Source organism: Herbaspirillum sp. Her4 (genome assembly GCF_057961335.1).
Genome location: NZ_CM176330.1, coordinates 2457964 through 2479269 on the forward strand (window position 1 = coordinate 2457964; position 21306 = coordinate 2479269).

The 21306-nt window shown below is 63.4% G+C and carries 16 protein-coding genes; 11 read left to right on the plus strand and 5 right to left on the minus strand.

Going from position 1 to position 21306, the window contains the following annotated elements:
* Positions 1-222 precede the first annotated feature (222 nt).
* The 4 genes from yajC to tcdA all read left to right on the plus strand — a co-directional run bounded on the left by yajC (position 223) and on the right by tcdA (position 4620).
* Positions 223-555: a preprotein translocase subunit YajC gene (yajC, locus tag ACWFUC_RS11205; RefSeq protein WP_088757356.1), complete on the plus strand. Its 333-nt coding sequence runs from the start codon at positions 223-225 to the stop codon at positions 553-555.
* Positions 556-719: 164 nt separating this feature from the next.
* Positions 720-2624 carry a protein translocase subunit SecD gene (gene secD, locus ACWFUC_RS11210; protein ID WP_489624902.1) on the plus strand — a complete coding sequence of 635 codons (1905 nt, stop codon included), beginning with the start codon at positions 720-722 and terminating at the stop codon, positions 2622-2624.
* A gap of 70 nt (positions 2625-2694) precedes the next feature.
* Positions 2695-3639, plus strand: a complete 945-nt coding sequence (secF, locus tag ACWFUC_RS11215) for a protein translocase subunit SecF (protein WP_489624903.1) — start codon at positions 2695-2697, stop codon at positions 3637-3639.
* Between the two features lie 132 nt (positions 3640-3771).
* On the plus strand, positions 3772-4620 hold the full coding sequence (gene tcdA / locus ACWFUC_RS11220; RefSeq protein ID WP_489624904.1) for a tRNA cyclic N6-threonylcarbamoyladenosine(37) synthase TcdA: 849 nt from the start codon (positions 3772-3774) through the stop codon (positions 4618-4620).
* An 18-nt stretch (positions 4621-4638) separates the two neighbouring features.
* Here the strand turns inward: tcdA and ACWFUC_RS11225 are convergent, their stop codons facing one another.
* Together ACWFUC_RS11225 and ACWFUC_RS11230 are read right to left on the minus strand one after the other, a co-directional pair.
* The gene (locus ACWFUC_RS11225; RefSeq protein WP_489624905.1) at positions 4639-5577 is read right to left on the minus strand and encodes a DMT family transporter; all 939 of its coding nucleotides are present in this window, start codon (positions 5575-5577) and stop codon (positions 4639-4641) included.
* 155 nt (positions 5578-5732) lie between these two features.
* Complete coding sequence (locus ACWFUC_RS11230) at positions 5733-6293, minus strand: DUF4337 domain-containing protein (RefSeq protein ID WP_034332644.1); 561 nt, start codon at positions 6291-6293, stop codon at positions 5733-5735.
* A 578-nt stretch (positions 6294-6871) separates the two neighbouring features.
* Here ACWFUC_RS11230 and katG point away from each other — a divergent pair.
* Together katG and ACWFUC_RS11240 are read left to right on the plus strand one after the other, a co-directional pair.
* The gene (gene katG / locus ACWFUC_RS11235; RefSeq protein ID WP_121037916.1) at positions 6872-9121 is read left to right on the plus strand and encodes a catalase/peroxidase HPI; all 2250 of its coding nucleotides are present in this window, start codon (positions 6872-6874) and stop codon (positions 9119-9121) included.
* 165 nt (positions 9122-9286) lie between these two features.
* Complete coding sequence (locus ACWFUC_RS11240) at positions 9287-9865, plus strand: phosphonate degradation HD-domain oxygenase (RefSeq protein WP_034332666.1); 579 nt, start codon at positions 9287-9289, stop codon at positions 9863-9865.
* Here the strand turns inward: ACWFUC_RS11240 and ACWFUC_RS11245 are convergent.
* The 3 genes from ACWFUC_RS11245 to ACWFUC_RS11255 all read right to left on the minus strand — a co-directional run bounded on the left by ACWFUC_RS11245 (position 9853) and on the right by ACWFUC_RS11255 (position 13737).
* Positions 9853-10617 (minus strand): helix-turn-helix transcriptional regulator, encoded by a 765-nt coding sequence (locus ACWFUC_RS11245; protein WP_489624906.1) that lies wholly within the window; start codon positions 10615-10617, stop codon positions 9853-9855. The two genes, ACWFUC_RS11240 and ACWFUC_RS11245, sit on opposite strands and share 13 nt — an antisense overlap.
* Before the next feature lie 48 nt (positions 10618-10665).
* Positions 10666-12789: a DNA/RNA non-specific endonuclease gene (locus ACWFUC_RS11250; RefSeq protein WP_489624907.1), complete on the minus strand. Its 2124-nt coding sequence runs from the start codon at positions 12787-12789 to the stop codon at positions 10666-10668.
* A gap of 165 nt (positions 12790-12954) precedes the next feature.
* Positions 12955-13737, minus strand: a complete 783-nt coding sequence (locus tag ACWFUC_RS11255) for a 3-hydroxybutyrate dehydrogenase (RefSeq protein WP_034332649.1) — start codon at positions 13735-13737, stop codon at positions 12955-12957.
* 499 nt (positions 13738-14236) lie between these two features.
* Here ACWFUC_RS11255 and ACWFUC_RS11260 point away from each other — a divergent pair, with 499 nt between their 5' ends.
* The 5 genes from ACWFUC_RS11260 to ACWFUC_RS11280 all read left to right on the plus strand — a co-directional run bounded on the left by ACWFUC_RS11260 (position 14237) and on the right by ACWFUC_RS11280 (position 21246).
* Entirely contained in the window at positions 14237-15004 is a 768-nt protein-coding gene (locus ACWFUC_RS11260) for a GNAT family N-acetyltransferase (RefSeq protein WP_039788946.1), read from the plus strand.
* Positions 15001-15891 carry a UDP-2,3-diacylglucosamine diphosphatase gene (locus tag ACWFUC_RS11265; protein ID WP_134221658.1) on the plus strand — a complete coding sequence of 297 codons (891 nt, stop codon included), beginning with the start codon at positions 15001-15003 and terminating at the stop codon, positions 15889-15891. The genes ACWFUC_RS11260 and ACWFUC_RS11265 overlap by 4 nt, the downstream gene beginning before the upstream one ends.
* 49 nt (positions 15892-15940) lie before the next feature.
* Positions 15941-16990, plus strand: a complete 1050-nt coding sequence (locus ACWFUC_RS11270; protein ID WP_489637599.1) for a glycosyltransferase family 4 protein — start codon at positions 15941-15943, stop codon at positions 16988-16990.
* A gap of 380 nt (positions 16991-17370) precedes the next feature.
* The gene (locus tag ACWFUC_RS11275) at positions 17371-19131 is read left to right on the plus strand and encodes a methyl-accepting chemotaxis protein (protein WP_489624908.1); all 1761 of its coding nucleotides are present in this window, start codon (positions 17371-17373) and stop codon (positions 19129-19131) included.
* Between the two features lie 360 nt (positions 19132-19491).
* A complete protein-coding gene (locus tag ACWFUC_RS11280; protein WP_121037933.1) occupies positions 19492-21246 on the plus strand; it encodes a methyl-accepting chemotaxis protein in 1755 nt (584 codons plus the stop codon).
* The last annotated feature ends 60 nt before the right edge of the window (positions 21247-21306 follow it).

The following is a 21306-nucleotide window of genomic DNA, read 5'->3' on the forward strand; positions in this document are numbered from 1 at the left end:
CCGCCTATATTAAGGGCGGCTTTAGGGCGAAATGAAGCTTTTTTCATGCGCCCTGCCATTTCACGGGGGATGCAGCGATTTTTCTGTCGCTGCAGGTGATAAAAAAGCCCGATTTTGCCCGGTTCCCCCTTGATCTGCGGCAATGCATCCCGATTTGGCGGTTTGGTGCCTGCGCAGTGCTAGAATGCAGGGCTATTTTTCAATCAACCTTTGGAGCCTTACGTGTTTATTTCCGACGCATACGCGCAAACGGCCGCAGCAGCCCCTGGTGGCGCGATGGGCAACCTGGCCAGCTTCCTGCCGATCATCCTGATGTTCGTGGTCCTGTATTTCCTGATGATCCGCCCGCAGATGAAGCGTCAGAAAGAACAGAAAGCCATGATGGACGCACTGGGCAAGGGAGACGAAGTCGTCACCTCCGGTGGTCTCTTGGGCCGCATCACCAAGGTGGCCGATGGCTACATCACCATCGAAGTCTCCGAAGGCACCGAAGTCATCGTGCAAAAGGGCGCTGTCACCACCCTGCTGCCCAAGGGCACCATCAAGGGCCTGTAATCGGCCTCACCGGTTGGCCGGCCTGAACCGGCGAACCCATGGGCGCATCGCTGATGCGCCCATGTCGTTAGAACGGCGCGCAGAAACTTCCGTTTCCTGGCGAGCGTTCTGAACAGGGTGGCAGGTCCCTGCCGCCCTCTCCCGCAAGCAAGAAGCACAAGACCATGAATCGTTACTCTCTCTGGAAATACGCACTGATCGTCCTGGCCCTGCTGTTCGGCGTGATCTATACCGTCCCGAACTTCTTCGGCGAATCCCCCGCGGTACAGATCAGCAGTGCCAAGTCGACCCTGAAGGTCGAGCCTGCCGTGGCCGGCCGTGTCGATCAGATCCTGAAACAAGGCAATCTCGGCGCAGAGAGCGTGGCGTTCGACAATGCCGGTTCGCAGCCTTCGGTGCGTGCCCGCTTTGCCACCACCGACATCCAGTTCAAGGCCAAGGCCCTGCTGGAGAAGGAACTCAACACCGACCCCAGCGACCCGACCTACATCGTCGCCTTCAACCTGCTGCCCAATACCCCGCAATGGCTGCAAAGCCTGCACGCCTTCCCGATGTACCTGGGCCTGGACTTGCGCGGCGGCGTGCACTTCCTGATGCAGGTCGACATCAAGGCGGTCCTGAACAAGCGCCTGCAAGGCATGCAAGCGAGCGTGCGCAGCCTGCTGCGTGACAAGAACATCCGCCACAGCGGCATCAACCGCTCCGGCGACAGCATCGAGATTTCCTTCCGCGATGCCGATACCCGCAACAAGGCCCGCGCCGCCCTCGGCGAACTGCAGGAAATGGTGCTCACCGACGCCGGCAGTGGCGATGACCTCAAACTCATCGCCACCCTGCGTCCGGAAGCCCTGAAGCAGACCCAGGAAGACGGCGTCAAGCAGAACATCAGCACCCTGTCCAAGCGTGTCAACGAACTGGGCGTGGCCGAGCCGCTGATCCAGCGCCAGGGCGCCGACCGCATCGTGGTCGAGCTGCCGGGCGTGCAGGACGTCTCGCGTGCCAAGGACATCATCGGCCGTACCGCGACCTTGGAAGTGCGCATGGTCGATGAAAGCGTGGTGCGCGGCACCGAAGAAACCTCGGCCATCCCCTTCGGCTCCGAACTGTTCAAGATCGGCAAGGGCGCGCCCGTGGTCCTGAACAAGGAACCGGTGCTGACCGGCGACTACATCTCCAACGCCTCGGCCAGCTTCGATGAAAACCACCAGCCGGCGGTGAGCATCGACCTGAACGGCGACGGCGGCCGCAAGATGCGCGAAGCCACCCGTGACAAGGTCGGCAAAGCCATGGCCATCGTCCTGTTCGAAAAGGGCAAGGGCGAAGTCCTGACCGTGGCCACCATCCGCTCCGAACTGGGTTCGCGCTTCCAGATCACCGGCATGGGTTCGCCCGAAGCCGCCAGCGACCTGGCCCTGCTGCTGCGTGCCGGTTCGCTGGCCGCACCGATGGACATCATCGAAGAGCGCACCATCGGCCCGCAGCTGGGTGCCGACAACATCAAGAAGGGCTTTGATTCGGTGCTGTATGGCTTCCTGGCCATGGCCGTCTTCATGGTGATCTACTACCAGCTGTTCGGTTTCTTCAGCGCCCTGGCGCTGTCGGTGAACGTGCTGCTGCTGGTGGCGCTGCTGTCCACGCTGCAGGTCACGCTGACCCTGCCGGGTATTGCCGCCATCGCGCTGGCGCTCGGTATGGCGATCGACTCCAACGTGCTGATCAACGAACGCATCCGTGAAGAACTGCGCGCAGGCAATTCGCCGCAGGCGGCCATTGCTGCCGGTTTCGATCGCGCGTGGGCGACCATCCTGGACTCCAACGTGACCACCCTGATCGCCGGCCTGGCGCTGCTGATCTTCGGTTCCGGCGCGATTCGCGGCTTTGCCGTGGTGCACTGCCTGGGCATCCTGACCTCGATGTTCTCGGCCGTGTTCTTCTCGCGCGGCGTGGTCAACCTCTGGTATGGCCGCAAGAAGCGCCTGTCCGGCCTGGCCATCGGCCAGATCTGGAAGCCCGAGGGTGACGTGCTCTCGACCTCCGGCAAGGCACAGGCCAAGCGCGACGCCAAGTAATCATCAGCAGCACAGCCAGATTTGAGCCGGGCGCCCCGTTGAAGGCGGCGCCGGCACCGAAAGGATAGTGATGGAATTTTTCCGCATCAAAAAAGATATTCCCTTCATGCGTCATGCCCTGATCTTCAATGCGATCTCGGCACTGACCTTCGTGGCCGCGGTGTTCTTCCTGTTCTCCAAGGGATTGCACTTCTCCATCGAATTCACCGGCGGCACGGTCATGGAAGTGGCCTACAACAAGCCGGCTGACCTGGAGAAGATCCGCAAGTCCATTGAGGGACTGGGTTACCGCGACACCCTGGTGCAAAGCTTCGGCACTGCCCAGGACGTCATGATCCGCCTGCCCGCCCAAGCCGGCGTGAACGCCAGCCAGCAGAGCGAGAAGGTCAATGCCGCCCTGAGGGCTGATGATCCGGACGTGCGCCTGCAGCGCGTGGAATTCGTCGGTCCCCAGGTCGGTGACGAGCTGGCCCATGATGGCCTGCTGGCCCTGGGCATGGTGGTGCTGGGCATCGTGATCTACCTGGCCTTCCGCTTCGAATGGAAGTTCGCGGTGGCGGCGGTGATCGCCAACCTGCACGACATCATCATCATCCTGGGCTTCTTCGCCTTCTTCCAGTGGGAGTTCTCGCTCACGGTGCTGGCCGCCATCCTGGCCGTGCTGGGTTACTCGGTCAACGAGTCGGTGGTGGTGTTCGACCGGGTGCGCGAGGCCTTCCGGGATCGCCGCTTCGGCAAGCTCTCCGCGCCCGAAGTGCTGAACCACGCGATCACCAGCACCATGTCGCGTACCGTCATCACTCACGGCAGCACTGAAATGATGGTGCTGGCGATGTTCTTCTTCGGTGGCCCGACGCTGCATTATTTCGCGCTGGCGCTGACCATCGGCATCCTGTTCGGTATCTATTCCTCGGTGTTCGTCGCCGCAGCGCTGGCCATGTGGCTGGGCGTGAAGCGCGAAGACCTGATCAAGCCGGTCAAGGTCAAGGACGAGAACGGCGGCGCGGTGGTCTGATTTCCGATTCACCAGCGTTGCACAGGGAGGGCCGCCGCGTTCACGCAGCGGCCCTTTTTCATGAAAGGCCCGCAAAGGCGGGATAATGCTGATCTTCACGACAGCGCATCACTGCATTCCCCTTTTTTTATCATGACCGCATCCATCGATCTGAACGATATCGACTATGAGCGCCGCTTCGGCGGCGTTGCCCGCCTGTACGGCGCGGCAGCCCTGCAACGCTTCGGCCAGGCGCGCGTGTGCGTGGTCGGCGTCGGCGGCGTGGGCTCCTGGATCGTCGAGGCGCTGGCCCGCAGCGCCATCGGCCACCTGACCCTGATCGACCTGGACAACCTGGCTGAATCGAATGTCAATCGCCAGATCCATGCGCTCACCGGCACCCTGGGACAGGCCAAGGTGACGGCCCTGCATGAGCGCATCCGGCAGATCAATCCGACCTGCGTGGTCACCGAGGTGGAGGATTTCGTCGATCCGGAGAATGTCGAGCAGATGCTGGGCGGTGGCCGTTTCGATTACGTCATCGACGCCATCGACAATGTCCCGGCCAAGGTGGCGATGATCGCCTGGTGCCGCCAGAACGGCATGCCCATGGTCACCATCGGCAGCGCCGGCGGGCAGATCGATCCGACTCAGATCGAGATCCGCGACCTGTGCCGTACCGAGCAGGAACCGTTGCTGGCCAAGGTACGCAAGCGCCTGCGTTCACAGCATGGTTTCCCGCGCGGGACCAAGAACAAGTTTCATATCGACGCAGTGTTCTCGACGGAACCGCTGCGTTTCCCGGATTTGGCCGAGGGCGAAGCCTGCGAGATCGTGCAGGCAGAAGACCTGGATGGGGGCGAGGATGCCGCCGACAGCACGCAAGCTGGCGTGACAGGGCTGAATTGCGCCGGTTTCGGCTCGGCCATGGTGGTCACGGCCACCTTCGGCCTGGTGGCCGCAGCGCATGTCTTGAAGAAGCTGGCCGAGAAGGCCAGCTGAGGCAAGGAGGAGGGGGCTTCAGTGCCCGCCGCCCTCATCGACCCGGTGCGCGGATACGCACAGCAGCACGCTGACGGTGACCAGCACCATGGCCGCGATCTCCAGCAAGGTCGGCCAACGCTGTTCCCACAGGAAGCCGTAGAGCAGGGCAAAGAGGGTCTCGAACAGGATCATCTGCCCGATCATGGTCAGTGGCAGCAGGCGGCTGGCCTTGTTCCAGCAGGCATTGCCGAACAGCGACGCAAAGATCGCCACTCCCGCCGACACCGCCACGAAATGCATCCACGCGCTGCCCGCATGCGGCTGCAGCATCACCGTGAAGGCCGGCACTGCGATGAACAGCGACAGCAGCCCCGTGACCACGCCGATCAGCAGATTCCAGTCGTGCGCAGAAACTTCATGCAGGCGCGCCAGCCAGCGGCTGTTGCCGACCGCATAGGTGGTCCAGGAGGCCAATGCGGCCAGGGCGCAGAAGAAGCCGATGACACTTTGCTTCATATCGCCTCCAGCCGACCCGGATAGCGACTGCCAGGCCACGCAGGCGATGCCGGCCAGGCCCAAGGCCAGCGACGGGGCCAGCTTGCGCAGCGAGACCGCGCCATGGCCGCGGCTGCCGATGATGCTCACCGCCACCGGCAGGAAGCCGATCACCAGCGAGGTCATGGCCATGCCACCCAGTTGCACGGCACTGGCCAGGAACACGTAATACACCACATTGCCCAGCAAGCTCAGCCACACCAGCGCGCGCCATTCGTCACGGCCCAGGTGCGGCAGCAGTTTCTTGATGCGCGGCGCGATCAGCAGCGCTGCGAACAGTCCGTAGGCCAGATAGCGCCCGGCCGTCAGTTGCCAGGGCGAGAAGGCGCGGGTCAGTTCAGGGGCCAGGAATACCAGGCCCCAGGCGGCACCGGCCAGTGCGCCATAAAAAATGCCTTGCAGGATCGTGTTGGAACTCATCGGGAATCAAAGTCAGCCATGTTGCAAAGGGGGGCAGTATGCCCCAGCCGACGCGGGAAGGATTGTTGCAGGCTACGGTTTTCTTGTGGCGGGCGAGGGCAGAAACGAAAACGCCGGCACGAGGCCGGCGTTGGTCTGCTGTGCGGTCAAGCCGTTCAGATCGCGGTGCCGAACAAGCCCGCACCGATAAAGGCCAGCGCCACCACGCCGATGCCCATCGACAGGTAGGCCAGCACGGCCACGCCGGTGATGATGGTGGCCGAGGCCAGCACGATGGCCACTTGCAGCATGCCGGCGGCCATTTCCATCTTTTCGTACTTCTCCATGTAGGCATGCGCCTCGTGCTCGGCTTCGCGCGCCTTGTGGGACAGCTCCTTCTTGCCTTCGCCGCTCTTCTCGTCGCTGTCGTAATGGGCGATGGCGTCGTCGAGCTTGGCCACGGCCGCGCTGATGCGTTCATCCTTGGGATTGCCCAGCAAGGTCAGTTGCTGCTTGGCCAGCTGCGCCGCATTGCCGCGCACCGATTTGGCCTGGAAGAAGGACCACAGGTTGGCCGCCTCCTGATGCTTCAGGATGACCTCGGTCTGGTAGGACTTGGACAGGGTTTCGGTAATGGCCAGCACCAGCGCCAGGATGGCGATGAGCAAGGCCAGCTTCTTGTTGCCGGAGGCATGGGCGTGCTCGGCGTGTTCCAGGTTTTCGGTGGCTTCCGTCATGATGGTTCTTGTAATGTGGGAAAAGGAGGGCGGCCCGGCACGCGGGCAGCGTTTCATCAACGATTCACCTCCATATCGGTTGACCTGAAGAATCTCGAAACTCGTATTCTCCTGTAGGCCAGGATGGCGACTTCCCTCAGGCAAGATTGCCCCAGCAGGCAATGTACGCATCCGATATTCGCATTTCCTCACGGTCGGGGTGATCACGTTCTCCGCTGCTGTTGCGCACGGCCTGCACAAACAATGTGCCGCAAGTTCAGCAGGAATATTTGCCTTTGGCTACACTGTTCACCCACAAATTCTGAACCTGTGGGATTGGATTTATTGACTGGCATTATACAAAAAGACAATCACGCGATTGTTTTCGATCAATTACATTAATGGTTCTTCGCAAGCACGACCGGAACAAGGCGAAGCTGGCCCCGCAGTACGGCGTCATGGTGCCGTAGCAGAACGCAGTCAGCCTGTCGCTGCAGTACAAGCCGCTATGTCCAGCCAGGCTGGAGGTAGCCACGAAGATGCCCGTTTCCCGGTCCGGGCGTCATGACCCATCGGGTCGATCAACAGGAGAGAACGCAATGTCGAACGAAGCCAAGTGCCCCTTCAACCACACCGCCGGTAGCGGCACCAGCAACCGCGACTGGTGGCCCAAGCAGCTGCGTGTGGATCTGCTGGCCCAGCATTCTTCCAAGTCCAACCCCATGGGTGAGGATTTCAACTACGCCGAAGCCTTCAAGAGCCTCGACCTGGCCGCCGTCAAGGCCGACCTGGCCAAGGTGATGACCGATTCGCAGGACTGGTGGCCGGCCGACTTCGGCCACTATGGTCCGCTGTTCATCCGCATGGCCTGGCACAGCGCCGGTACCTATCGCATCGGCGATGGCCGCGGCGGTGCCGGCCGTGGCCAGCAGCGCTTCGCGCCCTTGAACAGCTGGCCCGACAACGTCAACCTGGACAAGGCACGCCGCCTGATCTGGCCGGTCAAGCAGAAGTACGGCAACAAGATCTCCTGGGCTGACCTGCTGATCCTGACCGGCAACGTCGCGCTGGAAACCATGGGTTTCAAGACCTTCGGTTTCGCCGGTGGCCGCCAGGACGTGTGGGAACCGGACCTGGACGTCTACTGGGGTACCGAATCGACCTGGCTGGGCGGCGATGACCGCTACGGCAAGGGCAAGGCCGGCGCCAGCCACGGCGAGATCACGGCCGATGCCGACCGTCACGGCAATGAGCAGAGCCGCACCGGCCCCACCGGCCGCAACCTGGAAAACCCGCTGGCCGCCGTCCAGATGGGCCTGATCTACGTGAACCCGGAAGGTCCGGAAGGCAACCCTGATCCGGTGGCCGCCGCCCATGACATCCGCGAAACCTTCGCCCGCATGGCGATGGACGATGAAGAAACCGTGGCCCTGATCGCCGGTGGCCACACCTTCGGCAAGACCCACGGTGCAGGCGACGCCAAGCACGTGGGCCGCGAACCGGAAGGCGAGGGCCTGGAACACCAGGGCATGGGCTGGAAGAGCAGCTTCGGCAGCGGCGTCGGTGGCGACACCATCAGCTCCGGCCTGGAAGTGACCTGGACCCAGACTCCTGCCCAGTGGAGCAATTACTTCTTCGAGAACCTGTTCAACTATGAGTGGGAACTGACCAAGAGCCCGGCCGGTGCCCATCAATGGGTGGCCAAGGGCGCCGATGCGGTGATCCCGCACGCCCACGGTGGCGCGCCCCTGCGTCCGACCATGCTGACCACGGACTTGTCGCTGCGCTTCGATCCGGCTTACGAAAAGATCTCGCGCCGCTTCCTGGAACACCCGGAGCAGTTCGCCGACGCCTTCGCCCGCGCCTGGTTCAAGCTGACCCACCGCGACCTCGGTCCGCGTGCCCGCTACCTCGGCCCGGAAGTGCCGGCTGAAGAACTGATCTGGCAAGATCCGCTGCCCAAGGCAGAAGGTGCGCCGATTGATGCAGCCGATGTCACGGCCCTGAAGAGCAAGATCCTGGCCTCGGGCCTGTCGGTGAGCGAGCTGGTCTCGACCGCCTGGGCCTCGGCTTCCACCTTCCGGGGTGGCGACATGCGCGGTGGTGCCAACGGTGCGCGTGTGCGCCTGGCGCCGCAGAAGGATTGGGCTGCCAATCAGCCGGCCCAGCTGGCCAAGGTGTTGAAGGCACTGGAAGGCATCCAGTCCGAGTTCAACCAAGGTGCCAAGAAGGTGTCGCTGGCGGACCTGATCGTGCTGGCCGGTAGCGCAGCCGTCGAAAAGGCGGCCAAGGATGCAGGCGTGGCCGTGACGGTCCCCTTCAGCGCAGGCCGTGTGGATGCGTCGCAGGAGCAGACCGATGTGGCCTCCTTCGAGCCGCTGGAACCCGTCGTTGATGGTTTCCGCAACTTCCAGAAGCAGCGTTATGCAGTGCGTGCCGAAGACATGCTCATCGACAAGGCCCAGCAACTGACCCTGACCGCTCCGGAAATGACGGTCCTCATCGGTGGCCTGCGCGTGCTGGGCAACACGGTGGGTGGCAGCACCAAGGGTGTGTTCACTTCCAAGGTGGGTGTGCTGTCCAATGACTTCTTCGTCAATCTGCTGGACATGGGCACCGAGTGGAAGTCCACTTCGCCCGCCCAGGAAGAGTTCGAAGGCCGTGACCGCAAGAGCGGTGCCGTCAAGTGGACCGGCACCCGTGTCGACCTGGTGTTCGGCTCCAACGCCGTGCTGCGCGCCCTGGCTGAAGTCTATGCCAGCTCGGACGCCAAGGAAAAGTTCGTCAAGGACTTCGTGGCGGCCTGGGTCAAGGTGATGGATCTGGATCGCTATGACCTGAAGAAGTAAGCAGCAAAGCAGTCAAGCAGTGAGGCAGTGAAGCGATGAACGACGGCGGGCCGCAAGGCTCGCCGTTTTTCTTTGCGCGTGCGCGTGTCATGGAGATGTCACGGAGTGCGCCGATGCAGGGGCTATAGTGGCGTTCGGTCTTTTTCTTCACCTGCGAGGCGCATGATGGCCCTGAGCCTGGATGACATTGCCCTGCTGTTCACACGGCACGGCCACACGCAATACACCGGCGAGCCGGTCACGCAACTGGAACACGCGCTGCAATCGGCGCTGCTGGCCGAGCAGGAGGGCGCAGCGCCCAGTCTGATCGTGGCCAGCCTGCTGCACGATCTTGGCCACCTGCTGGAAGACCTGGGCCAGACGCCCACCCTGGCCGGCATCGATGACCTGCACCAGTATCGCGTGCTGCCTTTCCTGCGCGGCGTCTTCCATGAATCCGTGCTGGCGCCGATTGCCCTGCATGTGGATGCCAAGCGCTACCTGTGCGCCACTGATCCGGACTACTTCGCGCAGCTCTCGGCCGATTCGGTGCGCAGCCTGCAATTGCAGGGCGGGATCTTCGATGTGGAACAGGCGGCGGCTTTCATCGATCGGCCCTATGCCGAGGATGCCGTCAGGTTGCGGCGCTGGGATGATCGTGCCAAGACGGCGGGTTTGCCGACGCCCGATTATGCGCACTATGCAGGCTACTTCAACGAGTGCCTGCTGCGGCCGGGCAAGGCCAGCCGTCCTCAGGGCAAATAACTTTTCCGATACGCTGATGGGGTCGTGCCGCGCAGCTTGCGCAGCGCATGCGTGAGCGCACTCTGGTCGCCATAGCCACAGCGCTGGGCAATCTGCGCCAGCGGCAGGCTGCTGGTGCGCAGCAGCTGGCAGGCCCGGGCCACGCGCACTTCGGCCAGCCAGGCGCGCGGCGACGTGTCCAGTTCAGCGCGAAACCATTCATGCAGGCGGCTGGGGGAGATCGCCGCCAGTTCCGCCATCTGCGCCACCGTCCAGGGATGCTCGGCGCGCGCCTCCACCCGTGCCAGCATCAAACGCAGCCGCGACAGTGCCTGCGGCTGTTGCGTGAGCGCGTCCAGCAGCAGGGGAACCCAATGCTGCAGCGTGTTGCCGGCGGGGCGGGTGTCGCTCGCCGCCACCGCCATGAATTCCACCAGTTTGCCGGCGGCGCGCGACAACGGCAGGAAAGGCCGCTGCGCCAGCGCCTCCAGTTGCAGGCTGCCGACCGCATCGGGTGCCAGGTCGACCACCAGCGAACGATTCTCGCCGCCCGCGCGCGTGGCATGCCGCGCGCCGGGTTCGACGAAGGCCGCCGTGGCGGTATCGGCCAGGCCTTCGCGGCCGGCGATGTCCATCGCCAGATGGCCTGCCAGCGGTAGCACCAGTTGCGGAAAATCATGCCGGTGCGCCAAGGACTCCTCCCGATAGCTGCGCAGGTGCAGCTGCGCCACGGGTGGGGCAGTGTCGGGATGCGGTCGCGAGGATGGGATCATGGCGGGCAGGGATGCAAAGCAATCCCGCCATGATAGCGGACTTCGCTGCTACAGCCGGATCTGCTCGAAGGCCGTGATGCGCTGGCGCGCTTCGCCGACCTGCGGCTGCTTGCCATCGGCGATGGTATCGGCGGCGCGTACCCTGGAACCGAAGTCCAGCCCGGTCATCCTTTCCAGTTCGGGAATGGCCACGCGCCAGTGGTTGACGTCCACCGAGGGCAGGTCGCGCGGCGTTCCCAGGCTGTGTCGGCTCTCCGACAGCAGGGCCGACTGGTCGGCCAGCAGGCCTACCGCTTTCAAGCCTTGCTTGCCCTTCCACACCACGATCTTGAAGAAGGCCGAAGGGATCTGCACCTCATCGGCCCACAGGTCCACCTGGTCGTTGAACACCGGGCCCTGGAAGACGCACAGGCGGCCTTTGCTGCTGGCAGCCAGCACGCCGTTCTCCAGCACATAGCGCTCCAGGCCCTGCCAGTAGGTCGCGCTCTGGTTGAAGCGGAAATGCTGGGGCGAGCAATTGGTGAAATGGAAGGTGTCGGCATTGGCGCGTTCGGCTTCTTCCGGCGTACCCCAGCTCGGATCGGAACGGCGCGTCAGGTGGCCCCGATCGAAATAGGTCGACCACGCCGAATAAAAATCCTGCTCCAGCACGCTGCCCGCCGCCACGCGCGGATCGCGGAACCAGGCATCGCCTTCGGCCGCATTGACCTGGCCGCTGCCGCGATCGACTGCAAGGTAATGCGTGCCGTCGATGTTGGTGGCAGTGAAGGCGGCCATGCGGCGGCGCTTCAACAGTTTGATGCTGAAGTGTTCATATTTCAGTTCGCCGTCGTCGCCAGCGGCACCGGCCACGGTAGGCAGCAGCGGGACGATGTCGCCCGCCAGCTTCGCATCCGGCTGTGGCAGCGGCAGCTCTGCGCCGGGGATGAAAGCGGCATCGTAGCCGCTGCGATTGCCGTAATCCGGATCGATGCGCAAGGCTTCTGCGCCTGCGGAGGGGCGGGGCGGGGAGAGCCGGCGTGGTGGCTGCAAGGTCGCGTTGTTGGCAGAGAGGCTTGCGTTGGCGGCAGCGGGTGTCGTCGCCTGGGCGACGGTCGCTGCACCTCCCGCAACCCGCACCGTCACTTCCAGCGGAATCGTCAGGGTTGCGGTCTGCAGAGCGATGTCTTTGCCACTGTTGTTCATGCTGATCTCCTGTGTCATGTCGGATGCGGTGTTGTCGGCGACGGTGAGGGCAGCGGGCGCGCTGGCCACCTGATAGCTCAAGGCCTCCTGCAGCAACGCCCGGGCCTCAGGCGGCAAGGTGGGCAGGCGTGCCAGCAGGTCACGGTAGAGGGCGCTGATGCGTATGCCTTCGTTGACCTTGCGCAGCGGTTGATCTTCCGTACCGGCATCGCGATAAGGCTCGCCCCAGTGATGCAAGGCCACCAGCTGCCAGTCGTCGTTGAAGACCGGCGAGCCGGACGAGCCTTGCTGGGTATCGGTCTCGTAGAGCAGGGTGTGTTCGGTGCGCGCGGTGACGGTGTTGTTGCGGATGCTGATCATCTTCATCCAGCCGGACGGATGCTGGATGATGTTGGCCGCCATGCCGATGACGTGCTTGTCGGGCTGGTCCGAGAGCGGGCAGAAGCCCAGCTCCTCCACCGTGGCCGTCCCTGACTGGCGTTCGCCCAGTGCGATGAGGGCATAGTCCAGCTGATCCGCTGGCGAGAACAGCGCCAGCCGCTCCGGTGCCAGCAGGTAGCTGGTGGTGGCACGCGGCACTCCGCGTGCGTCGAGTTCGCGCAGGAAGGTGAGACGTGTGCCGCGTGCGGCGGCGGCATCCGCGATGACGTGCTGGTTGGTCAGGAACAGGCGCGGGCTGATCAAGAAGCCGGTGGCCAGTTCGCTGCTCTGATCGCTGTTGACCTCGACGTATGCCACCGCTCGCGCCACCGCTGCGCCTTGCGCCAGGAAGCTGGCGCGCAGGAAATCCTCGCTGTCGCCGATGATCGATTCCGGACCGGCCGGATGGCCCAGGTTGCGCTGGCGCAGGGCATAGGCGCGCGCCCGTTCACTGTCGGGCTCGGCCTCGCGCCATTGTCCGCAGGCTACCAGCGAGCGCACACGCTGGCGTTCGCTGGCAGTGTCGGCCACGCAGGCGCGGAAATCCTTGACGGCTTGGGCATCCATGGCATCTCCAGATTCTCGGGGGAGGGTCCGGGGACGTTATTACCTTCATATGACATCGGCATGACCTGAAACATCTTGCAAAACATCAGTGTTTCCGGTGGCCAAGACAAAGCCGCCGGGCTTGCGCCACGGCGGCTTTGGGAGAAGCCTGGATGCGGGTGAAGCTTACTGCATATGCCAGCCGTGGCTGACCACGACGGACTGGCCGGTCAGCGCATTGGTCGGGAAGGCCGCCAGGAACACGGCGGTCTGGGCCACGTCCTGGGTGGTGGTGAATTCACCGTCCACGGTGTCCTTGAGCATGATCTTCTTGATGACATCCTCTTCGCTGATGCCGAATTCCTTGGCCTGCTCGGGGATCTGCTTTTCCACCAGCGGCGTGCGCACGAAGCCGGGACAGATGACATTGGTGCGGATCTTGTCCTTGGCCCCTTCCTTGGCCACGGTCTTGGCCAGGCCCAGCAGGCCGTGCTTGGCGGTCACGTAGGGCGACTTGAGCGCCGAGGCCTGATGCGAGTGCACCGAACCCATGTAGATGATGGAGCCGCCACGGCCCTGCTTGATCATGGCTTTCATCGCCGCGCGGGTGGTCAGGAAGGCGCCGTCCAGGTGGATCGCCAGCATCTTGCGCCAGTTTTCCAGCGACAGTTCGGTGACCGGGCTGATGATCTGGATGCCGGCATTGCTGATCATGATGTCCAGCCCGCCGTAGGTGTTCACGGCATCGGCCACGCCCTTGTCGACCTGGGTTTCATCGGTGACGTTCATGGCCACCGCCATCGCGGTGCCGCCATTCTTGACGATTTCTTCAGCCGTGGCCTTGGCGGCTTCCAGGGCAAGGTCGGCGATGACGACCTTGGCGCCTTGTTTGGCATATTCGATCGCGATTTCCTTGCCGATGCCGCTGGCCGAACCGGTAATGAGTGCGACTTTATCCTTGAGTAGCATGATCTTCCTTTATGTTTCGAGTTGACGGACATTGCAAAGCCAGACCGCCCTCGGCACCGGCGCTGTCGCACACGGTGTCCGATGACGGCCATCAATCCCTGGTTTCGATGAACTGCGCATCGAAAGATTCCACGGGTGCCGATCTCGCCCTTGCACCCGTTTTCCTTGCCCTCGCGCATGCGTCTGCTCCCCGCAGGGAGGTCTCCGGACGCAGCTTTGTCACGCCATTGTAACGCTGGGCCGCCGGTTGTTGCTGCACTGCCAAAACGGCCGCAAAGGTCATGTGCGTGAAACATTCGCTGGTTAGTCTGTGCAGCGTTATCCCGGGGACATCGGCTGTTTCTCGAAATTAATCGATCAATTCTTCGATTTCATTTGAGGCAGCCGCAATTCTGAAGGGGACGCGGGAAGCAGTTCAGGTGAGGTCGCTTATGTTGTCTGGTTGACCTGGCTGACATCTTCCACGGTCTCTTTCAAACATCACCACAAAGGACAATGCATGAGACTGCTTACCATTCCTGCCGATGCCAATCCGAGTTTTGCCAAGCTGAACCTGAGCCTGGCCAGCACCCCGGAAGAAGTGCGCGAAGTTCAGCGCCTGCGCTACAAGGTCTTCATCGAAGCGATGAACCTGTCGGCCCTGGCCAACCCCGAAGGCCTGGACAAGGATGAGTTCGACGACTACTGCGATCACCTGATCGTGCGCGACAGCAAGACCCTCTCCGTGGTCGGCACCTATCGCGTGCTGAGCCCCCACGGTGCGCGCCGCATGGGCAAGTTCTACTCGGAACAGGAATTCGATCTCTCGCGCCTGGACAACATCCGCGGCGTCATCGCCGAGGCTGGCCGCGCCTGCATCCACCCGGACTACCGTAGCGGCGGCGTCATCATGATGCTGTGGGCCGGCCTGGCCGCCTACATGCGCAAGGAACGCTGCGAATACCTGATGGGCTGCGCCAGCGTGAGCCTGGCCGATGGCGGCCACAACGCCGCCGCGCTGTACCACGCCTTCCGCGAAAAGAACCTGGCGCCGCCGGACTACCGCGTCACGCCGCTCCTGCCCTTCCCGCTGGAAGACCGCCAGGCCGGCGTCGATCCGCAGATCCCGCCGCTGCTGCGCGGCTACCTGCGCAGCGGTGCGTGGGTGTGCGGCGAACCGGCCTGGGATCCTGATTTCCACTCGGCCGATTTCTTCCTGCTGCTGCCGCTCTCCAAGCTCGACAGCCGCTATGCCCGTCACTACCTCAAGGATTCGAGGACCGCATGAAGCCACGCGAACAGTTCATGGAAAAAGCCCAGGGGCTGTTCGCCGACCTGGGTCCCGACCACGATGCCGGTGACGAGGAAGCCAAGCGCGATCCGCTGCGCTTCCGCACCATCTGGATTTCCGATATCCACCTGGGTACCACCGGCTGCCAGGCTGAACGCCTGCTGGAGTTCCTGCGCGCCACCGAATCCGAAACGCTCTACCTGGTCGGCGACATCATCGACGGCTGGCAACTCAAGCGTCGCTGGTACTGGGACCAGTCGCACAACAACGTCGTGCAGACCGTGCTCAAGAAAGCCAAGAAGGGCACCAATGTCATCTTCGTTCCCGGCAATCACGATGAAGTGATCCGCCAGTTCATCGACCTCGATTTCGGCGGCATCAAGATCCGCGACGAGCTGGTGCACGTGACCGCCGAAGGCAAGCGCATGCTGGTACTGCACGGCGACCGCTTCGATGGCGTGATCGCCTGCGCCAAGTGGCTGGCCTACGTGGGCGACAGCCTCTACACCATGATCCTCAAGTTCAACCAGTGGTTCAACAGCTGGCGCGCGCGTGCCGGGCTGCCGTACTGGTCGCTTTCGCAGTACCTGAAATCCAAGGTCAAGAATGCGGTGAACTACATCACCTCCTTCGAAGACGCGCTCGCCGACGAGGCCAAGAAGAAGGGTCTGGATGGCGTCATCTGCGGCCACATCCACAAGCCCGAGATCCGCGACATCGGCGGTGTCGTCTACTGCAACGACGGCGACTGGGTCGAGAGCCTGTCGGCACTGGTGGAAGACCCCAGCGGTGAACTGCGCCTGGTGACCTGGCAGGAAATCATGCAACTCAAGCGCGCGGGCAAGGAAGCGCGCCAGGCCGCCCGCGAACTCGCCACCGCCTGAGGCAGCGGGTTCATCGCGATTCATATCGTTTATATTGTTTATATAGTTTATGCGCATTGCCATCATCAGCGACGCCGGAGAGCCGCAAGTCAACGGCGTCGTCAACACCTTGCGCTCCACCGTGCATTGCCTGCGCGGTCTCGGCCACGAAGTGCTGCTGCTGTCGCCGCGCGACTTCCGCACCTTCGCCTGTCCGACCTATCCTGAAATCCGCCTGGCCTACAAGCCCTATGCCCGCATCGTGGCGGCGCTCGAAGCCTTCCAGCCCGATTGCATCCACATCGCTACCGAAGGACCGATGGGGCTGGCGGCGCGCCGTTATTGCGTGCGCCACAAGCTCAGTTTCACCACGGCCTATCACACCCGTTTCCCGGAGTACCTGGCTGCGCGCAAGCTGCTGCCCAAGGCGATCACCTATCGCCTGCTGCGCTGGTTCCATGGCCGCTCCGAAGCCATCATGGTGCCCACTCCCGCGATGAAGACCGCGCTGGAAGAGGAGGGCTTCCGCAACGTCGTGCTGTGGGGGCGCGGCGTGGATACCAATCACTTCCGCCCGGCGGTGGAAGACCATGCCTGCATCGAACGTCCACTGTTCCTCTACGTGGGCCGCGTGGCGGTGGAAAAGAATATCGAAGCCTTCCTCAAGCTGGACCTGCCCGGCACCAAGTGGGTCGTGGGCGATGGCCCGCAACTGGAAGACCTGAGCGCGCGCTATCCGGAAGTGCGCTTCCTGGGGGCCAAGGGCCATGATGAGCTGCCGGCGTATTACAACTGCGCTGATGTGTTCGTCTTCCCCAGCAAGACCGATACCTTCGGCCTGGTGCTGCTGGAGGCCATGGCCTGCGGCATTCCGGTCGCGGCCTATCCGGTGGAAGGTCCGATCGACGTGGTCGACAACGGCGTGTCCGGCGTATTGCGCCAAGACCTCAAGCAAGCCTGCCTGCAGGCCATGAAGCTCGACCATGAGGCGGTGCGCGCCCACGCCGCCACCCGCTCCTGGGAATCGGCCACCCAGCAGTTCCTGCAGCACCTGCACCTGGCGCACCGCAGTGCGCCCGGCAAGGCTGCGGCCATCAAGCCGGTGCGAGAGATCCGCTGACCCGGCAACGGCTGCCTTGCGCAGCCGTTCAGTTCTTCATCTTTTGATAACTATGCAAGACGCACATGAGGGCATGCCGACAAAGCATTGGCATGCCCGCGTACCCCTCTTCTAAGATGCGCCACGCCCGCGTGCGCCGCTTGTAATACCGATTAAAAAAAACCAAGAATCCACACCGGAGGCACGCCGCAGACCGGTCGCGTCGGCCTGAGAGCCGCTACGGGCGGGCCTTGCCGGGGCAAGGTGGCGGGCCGGGCATGAATCATGCTCCACCGCGAGCGCAACAACACGCAGTAAAAAGAGCAACTCGCAGGGTGCTGGTTCACCCTGCGCGCAATTGCATCACCGTCGACGTTCGCGTTATCAGGAAGAGACACGCCATGATTCAACATCTCAAGATCGGCAGCCGCCTGGCATTCGGCTTCTGCCTCATTCTGCTGCTGGCCACCGCCATCCTGCTGATCGGCCTGTGGCGCATGGCCGAGCTGGAAGCCAGCAGTGAATACGTGATCGACCAGAAGGTCGCCGCCATGACCAGCGCCATGAACATGCGCGAAGCCGGCAGCCAGCTGGCCCTGGCGCTGCGCAAGGTGGTCACGCCCACTGATGCCGCCGAGGGCAAGGCCGAGGACGCACACCTGGGCGAGATACTGAAAGCCTATGCCGGCTTCGAGAAGCAGATCACAGGTTTGTCCGCCGATGGCCGTGGCAAGGATTTGCTGGCAGCCACCAGCGGCGAGAGCAAGAAGCTGTTCCCGCTGGTGGAGCAGATCCGCCAGCAGGTGGCCAGCAACAATTACTTCGATGCAGCCCAGCAGCTCAAGAGCGATTTTCTCCCTGCGCATGAGAAGTGGATGGCCAGCGTGGCGGCCCTGGCGGCGTTCCAGCAGGAGGACATGAAGCAGGCTCACGCTGACGCCAAGGACAGCTACCGCAAGGCGCAGATCGGCATGCTGGCCATGGGCGTGCTGACGCTGGGGCTGGGCTTCTTCTTCACCTTCATCATCACGCGCTCCATCGTCAATCCGCTCAAGCGCGCCGGCAGTATTGCGGAAACGATTTCCCGTGGCGATCTCACTCACGACTTCCACGACCAGGGGCGCGATGAAGCCGCACATCTGGTCAACGCCCTCGATGCCATGCAGGGCAATCTGGCGACCACGCTCAACGAGGTCAAGGAAAGCGCCGCCGTCATCGCCGTCGCCTCGCATGAAATCGCGCGCGGCAACGTGGATCTGTCGAACCGCACTGAATCGCAGGCCTCCAGTCTGGAGGAAACCGCCAGCTCGATGGAACAGCTGACCTCCACCGTGCAGCAAAACGCCGCCAACGCGCAGCAGGCCAACCAGCTGGTGCTGTCGGCCTCGGATTACGCCACCAAGGGTGGGCGTGTGGTCGGCGACGTGGTCGCCACCATGGGTTCGATCAAGGAGAGCTCGGGCAAGATCGTCGACATCATCGGCGTGATTGATGGCATTGCTTTCCAGACCAATATCCTCGCGCTCAACGCGGCAGTGGAAGCGGCCCGTGCCGGCGAGCAGGGACGCGGGTTTGCGGTGGTCGCCTCGGAAGTGCGCGCGCTGGCCCAGCGCAGCGCGGCGGCCGCCAAGGAAATCAAGGAGCTCATCAGCGATTCGGTGGACAAGGTCGATGCCGGCGGCAAGCTGGTCGATGAGGCCGGGGCCACCATGAGCGAGATCGTGGCGTCGGTGAAGCACGTGGCTGACATCATGGGCGAGATCACGGCCGCCAGCCAGGAGCAGAGCGCCGGTATCGCCGAGGTCAACAATGCCATCGCGCAGATCGACGAGATCACCCAGCAGAATGCGGCACTGGTCGAGCAGGCCGCCGCCGCTGCCGAAAGCCTGCAGGAGCAATCCGATGTGCTGGCCCGTGCCGTGGCCGTGTTCAAGCTGAAGACGGCGGCGCAGGCGCGGCCTCAGTCACAGCCTCAACATCCCGCGCACAAGCAGTCCGCCGCGCCGGTGATGAACAGCCCGGCAGCGGTGCGCACGGTCAATCCGCCGCCCGCGGTGGCTGCCGCCAGGAAGCCAGCTGTGGCCAGCTTGCCGCCGGTCTCCGGTGCGTCCAAAGGCAAGCCGGCGACGGCCGCACGCGATGATGATTTCGAGGAATTCTGATCGGATGCGCTGTTGCAAGAACTTGTAATTCTGGTTAAGCATTAGTCAATAAAAAATCAAGTTCGCGTGCAAGCGCCGCCACCGTCAAGGTGGCGGCGTTTTTATTTTTCAGGGGCGGGCAAGCACGCTGCGTGAGAATTCAAGATAATTGCGAAGTTGCCGTAAAGCTATATCAAATGTTGCAGGCGGATTGCCCCGGCAAGGGGAGGGCGGTCACCTGCGCACCCGGGGGGAAGAGCGCGGCGTCGCAGCAGCGGCCACACAGGCCGGACGACGACCACGCCGATTGCGCAGAGTGCGCAGCACGCGGCCCCGGGGATTGCAGTGCGGCCCTTTCCCTTCATCCACCGGAACCAGTCCATGTCCATCAAGAACCTCTCGATCAAGGCGCAACTCGCCATTGCCGTCCTTGTCCTGTCCCTCCTGCTGCTTGCGCTCGGCCTGTCGGGCCTGCTGGGCATGTCGGCCGCCGTGAGCATCAACCGCCAGCTTTCCGAAGAACGCATTCCCAAGACGGTGGCCGCCGACAACACCCTGATCTGGATCGGCCGCCAGCGGACCTCGCTGGACCAGGCCGCCATGAGTCTGGATGCGGCCTGGACCGAGCGCATGTTCGTCATGGAAGCCAATGCCCGCAAGGAAGCCCTGCAATGGTGGGACAAGTACACGGCCCTGCCGCAGACGGACGAGGGCAGGGCGCTGGTGAAGAAGGTCTCCGAAGGCATTGCCAATACCCAGGTCGCGCTGGACAAGTTCACGGCCGCCATCAAGTCCCAGGATCGCCAGGCCATCGCCGATCAGGCACGCAAGGTGGGCCAGGCCTACAGCGCCATGCAGCTCGATGGCCAGGCACTCAACAAGTACGAGACCGAGCAGGCCGCAGAAAGCCTGGCTGCCACCAACGCGCGCTACCAAGCCTCGCGCATGTTCTCGATTGCCGCCGTCATCGGTGGCCTGCTGCTGGCCTTCTTCAGCTGGTGGTCGCTGCGCCGCGCGATCGGTGAGCCGATGCAGCGTGCGCTGCGCCACTTCGATGCCATCGCCAATGGCGACCTGACGCAGCCGGTCCACGTGCATTCGAAGAATGAAATGGGCCAGCTGCTGCAAGGTCTTTCCCGCATGCAGGAGAGCCTCTCGCGTACCGTGCGTGCCGTGCGCGGCGGCAGCGATGCGATTGCCACGGCCACGCGCGAGATCGCGTCCGGCAACCTGGACCTGTCCGCACGCACCGAGCAGCAGGCCGCCTCGCTGGAAGAAACCGCCTCCAGCATGGAAGAACTGACCGGTACCGTGAAGCACAACGCCGACAATGCCCGCCAGGCGACGACCCTGGCGGTCAACGCCTCTACCATCGCTGCCGACGGCAATGCCGTGGTGGGCCGCGTGGTGCAGACCATGGAAGAGATCCGCGAGAGTTCGGCGCGCATCACCGACATCGTCAGCATCATCGACGGCATCGCCTTCCAGACCAACATCCTGGCCTTGAACGCCGCCGTCGAAGCGGCCCGTGCCGGTGAGCAGGGCCGCGGCTTTGCGGTGGTGGCCACCGAAGTGCGGGCGCTGGCGCAGCGTTCTTCCAGTGCCGCCAAGGAAATCAAGGAACTGATCATGCACTCGGTGGAGCGTGTGCAGGCCGGTTCGGAACTGGTCGGCCAGGCCGGCGAGACCATGAGCGACGTGATCCAGGCAGTGCAGCGCGTCACCGACATCATGAGCGAGATCTCGGCCGCCTCCAATGAACAGAGCGCCGGTATCGACCAGGTCTCGCGCGCGGTCACGCAGATGGATGAAGCGACCCAGCAGAATGCCGCCCTGGTGGAACAGGCCAGTGCTGCGGCCAAGTCGCTGGAGCAGCAGGCGCAGGCATTGATGCAGGAAGTGGCGATCTTCCGCGTAGGCCAGGGCGATGTGGTGAGCTTACGGCCGCAGGTCAACGTGCAGCAGCCTGCCCCCAAGGCTGCCGCCACGCCGGCCAAGCCTGTTGCAGCGACCAAGCCGGCCGTACCCAAGGCGGTCCCGGCACTGAAGCGCCCGGCCTTGCCGGCAGCCGCCGCTAGTGCCAAGCCCGCCTCGCGTCTGCCGGCGGGGGATGATGGCGACTGGGAGACCTTCTGATTTCCTGATCTTCTGATCTCCTCCGCGCCGGACGATCTGGCGTTTTTGCCAGAAACTTCA

Excerpts from the sequence above, each read along its gene's own strand:
- secD (WP_489624902.1), top strand. The coding sequence starts at position 720 with ATGAATCGTTACTCTCTCTGGAAATACGCACTGATCGTCCTGGCCCTG.
- secF (WP_489624903.1), top strand. The coding sequence starts at position 2,695 with ATGGAATTTTTCCGCATCAAAAAAGATATTCCCTTCATGCGTCATGCC.
- tcdA (WP_489624904.1), top strand. The coding sequence starts at position 3,772 with ATGACCGCATCCATCGATCTGAACGATATCGACTATGAGCGCCGCTTC.
- ACWFUC_RS11225 (WP_489624905.1), bottom strand. The coding sequence starts at position 5,577 with ATGAGTTCCAACACGATCCTGCAAGGCATTTTTTATGGCGCACTGGCC.
- ACWFUC_RS11230 (WP_034332644.1), bottom strand. The coding sequence starts at position 6,293 with ATGACGGAAGCCACCGAAAACCTGGAACACGCCGAGCACGCCCATGCC.
- katG (WP_121037916.1), top strand. The coding sequence starts at position 6,872 with ATGTCGAACGAAGCCAAGTGCCCCTTCAACCACACCGCCGGTAGCGGC.
- ACWFUC_RS11240 (WP_034332666.1), top strand. The coding sequence starts at position 9,287 with ATGGCCCTGAGCCTGGATGACATTGCCCTGCTGTTCACACGGCACGGC.
- ACWFUC_RS11245 (WP_489624906.1), bottom strand. The coding sequence starts at position 10,617 with ATGATCCCATCCTCGCGACCGCATCCCGACACTGCCCCACCCGTGGCG.
- ACWFUC_RS11250 (WP_489624907.1), bottom strand. The coding sequence starts at position 12,789 with ATGGATGCCCAAGCCGTCAAGGATTTCCGCGCCTGCGTGGCCGACACT.
- ACWFUC_RS11255 (WP_034332649.1), bottom strand. The coding sequence starts at position 13,737 with ATGCTACTCAAGGATAAAGTCGCACTCATTACCGGTTCGGCCAGCGGC.
- ACWFUC_RS11260 (WP_039788946.1), top strand. The coding sequence starts at position 14,237 with ATGAGACTGCTTACCATTCCTGCCGATGCCAATCCGAGTTTTGCCAAG.
- ACWFUC_RS11265 (WP_134221658.1), top strand. The coding sequence starts at position 15,001 with ATGAAGCCACGCGAACAGTTCATGGAAAAAGCCCAGGGGCTGTTCGCC.
- ACWFUC_RS11270 (WP_489637599.1), top strand. The coding sequence starts at position 15,941 with ATGCGCATTGCCATCATCAGCGACGCCGGAGAGCCGCAAGTCAACGGC.
- ACWFUC_RS11275 (WP_489624908.1), top strand. The coding sequence starts at position 17,371 with ATGATTCAACATCTCAAGATCGGCAGCCGCCTGGCATTCGGCTTCTGC.
- ACWFUC_RS11280 (WP_121037933.1), top strand. The coding sequence starts at position 19,492 with ATGTCCATCAAGAACCTCTCGATCAAGGCGCAACTCGCCATTGCCGTC.